This is a genomic window from Bradyrhizobium sp. (assembly GCF_049581145.1).
Taxonomy (GTDB): Bacteria; Pseudomonadota; Alphaproteobacteria; order Rhizobiales; family Xanthobacteraceae; genus Bradyrhizobium.
The window spans coordinates 1-2056 of sequence record NZ_JBAURI010001066.1 but is presented as its reverse complement, the minus strand read 5'-3'; the positions used below and the strand labels follow the sequence as shown (position 1 = coordinate 2056).

The 2056-nt window shown below is 64.8% G+C and carries 2 protein-coding genes; both read right to left on the bottom strand.

All coding sequences use genetic code 11. The features are described 5' to 3' along the window. Positions 1-347 precede the first annotated feature (347 nt). The gene (locus WCB02_RS34515; protein ID WP_423965651.1) at positions 348-1148 is read right to left on the bottom strand and encodes a hypothetical protein; all 801 of its coding nucleotides are present in this window, start codon (positions 1146-1148) and stop codon (positions 348-350) included. A gap of 53 nt (positions 1149-1201) precedes the next feature. Next, complete coding sequence (locus tag WCB02_RS34510; protein ID WP_423965649.1) at positions 1202-1711, bottom strand: OsmC family protein; 510 nt, start codon at positions 1709-1711, stop codon at positions 1202-1204. Positions 1712-2056: the final 345 nt, after the last annotated feature.

Here is a 2056-nt window from a genome sequence, read left to right as displayed (position 1 = left end):
CGATCTGCCGCTGTTTGCCGTCCCCTCGCGCGCCGCCGCCGAGCCCGCGCCACCGAGCGAGGCCGAGCAGTTGATCGCCGCCGTCAAGGCGCTGCATCCCGACGAGCTGTCGCCGCGCGAGGCGCTGGAGGCGCTCTATGCGTTGAAAGCGAAGCTGCCGAAGCACTGATTGTCCCCGTCATTGCGAGCGCAGCAAGCAAGCCATTCCTCCATTTGCGGCGCCACGGATTGCTTCGCTGCGCTCGCAACGACGATTTTGTGGTTGAGCAGCCATTTGCGCGCGTCATTCCGGGCGGGGCGCAATATGCATCGAGGGTAGGAGCATCATTCCACGGACTGCCGCCGACCTACTTCCGCAGCACGACTTTGCGTCCCCCGTGCCACCACAGCACGAGATTCCAGCTCACGCAGGTGGCAAGGGCGAGGCTGAGGCCGATCGCGGAGCCGAAGCGCAGCGCTGCGACATGCAGCACGGCGATCGCGACGGCGAGCCCCATCAGGCCGCCGGCGCTGTTGGCGACCACGGCCGCGGTCGGCGGTCCTCCGATCCGTGGCTGCAGGATCAGCATCATACTGGTGAACACGATCGGAAACAGCGCCAGGATGCCGCTGATGGTCGGGCCGACCCAGCCCGAGAGCGTGACCACGGTGGCCACCAGGGTTGCGACCAGCGACGCCCGCAGCGGGATGTCGTACCAGCGGCGGGTAATCAGCGGCATTTTCACATGCCGGAAGCACCGCAGGATCGGCACGCAGACCGCGAAAGCAATGACGTTGGCCGTCAGTCCGCCGGCGAGCGACCAGGGCACCGAGCGGATGACCAGGGCAAGCGCAAACCACACCGCGACCGCCGCCGGACAACTCACCCGCACGCTGTGGCGCTGCGCCAGCAACACATAAGTGAGGCCGAACAGGATGGTCGCCGCGTTGACCGGCAGACTGGCCAGCGCGCCTTGCGCGATGAACGTGGCATCATGGTCGAGCGCGAGGAAGCCATAGGCCGGCCCCGCCGAGATCGGCAATGTCGCCACCAGCGCACCGATCACGGGACCAGCGCGCTCCGCGATGACGGATGCCGACACCACGAACGCAGCCGCGACCGCCATGCGCAGCGCGAGCATCATGATAAAGGTGAGGTCAGCAGACATTGTTTGGCCGTCGTCCCGGCACGGGCGGGACGACGCTGATCAGGTTCAAGAGTTCAAATCCGCTTCATCGACACCGCGACTTTCGGGCCGTTTTTGATGGTCTGATAGACAACGCAATATCGTTCGCTCAATTTCAGCAGCAGATCGAGCTTGTCCTGCGGCGCGTCGGTCTCGACCTCGAAACGCAACCGGATCTCCGCGAAGCCGACCGGCGTTTCCTTGTCGATCCCGAGCGTACCGCGGAAATCGAGATCGCCCTCGGCGATCACGAGCCCCTGCCTGAGCGGCACTTCGATCGCGGTCGCGACCGATTTCAAGGTGACGCCGGCGCAGGCGACCAGCGCTTCCAGCAGCATATCGCCGGAGCACAATTCGAGCCCCGAGCCGCCGCTCGCCGGATGCAGGCCGGCTGTGGCCAAGGCCCGTCCGGTCTCGACCGTGCACGCAATGCCGTCCTGCTCGATCGAGCCCCTGGCCTTCAGCGTGATCACGGCGGCAGCAGGATCCTGCTTGTAACGCTGCTTGATCGGGGCCTGCGTCGCGCGTAGTTCAGCGGCATCCATTGTCGTTCGCTCCCTGAAAGTTTCCGCCTTTGGGTATAATCGGCAGGTTCGGCCATGTCAGCTGATCATCGCACAGCCGCAGGGTGAGGAAAGGTGATTCGTTAAAGCCTTTTGATGTCAGTCGCTTAGAAGAGACTCCCCGCGGTTCGGACTGCCCCCATGGCGGCTGCGCCCGGAACCGGCCGCGTTCAGCGCCGGTTAGCTGTTTTCCACCACAATAGTTTCGTGACAGCGCGGGCGCTGTCCGATATCCGGTAAACTCATGGACAACGTCCTCGCGCAATCCCAAGCCGGCGACTCAAACGCTGGCGGCACCAAGTCTGAGCCCGACGCGCGCTTCGACAG

What these genes read in the sequence shown, in the direction of transcription:
- WCB02_RS34510 (WP_423965649.1), bottom strand. Translation starts at nt 1,711, where the DNA reads ATGGATGCCGCTGAACTACGCGCGACGCAGGCCCCGATCAAGCAGCGT.
- WCB02_RS34515 (WP_423965651.1), bottom strand. Translation starts at nt 1,148, where the DNA reads ATGTCTGCTGACCTCACCTTTATCATGATGCTCGCGCTGCGCATGGCG.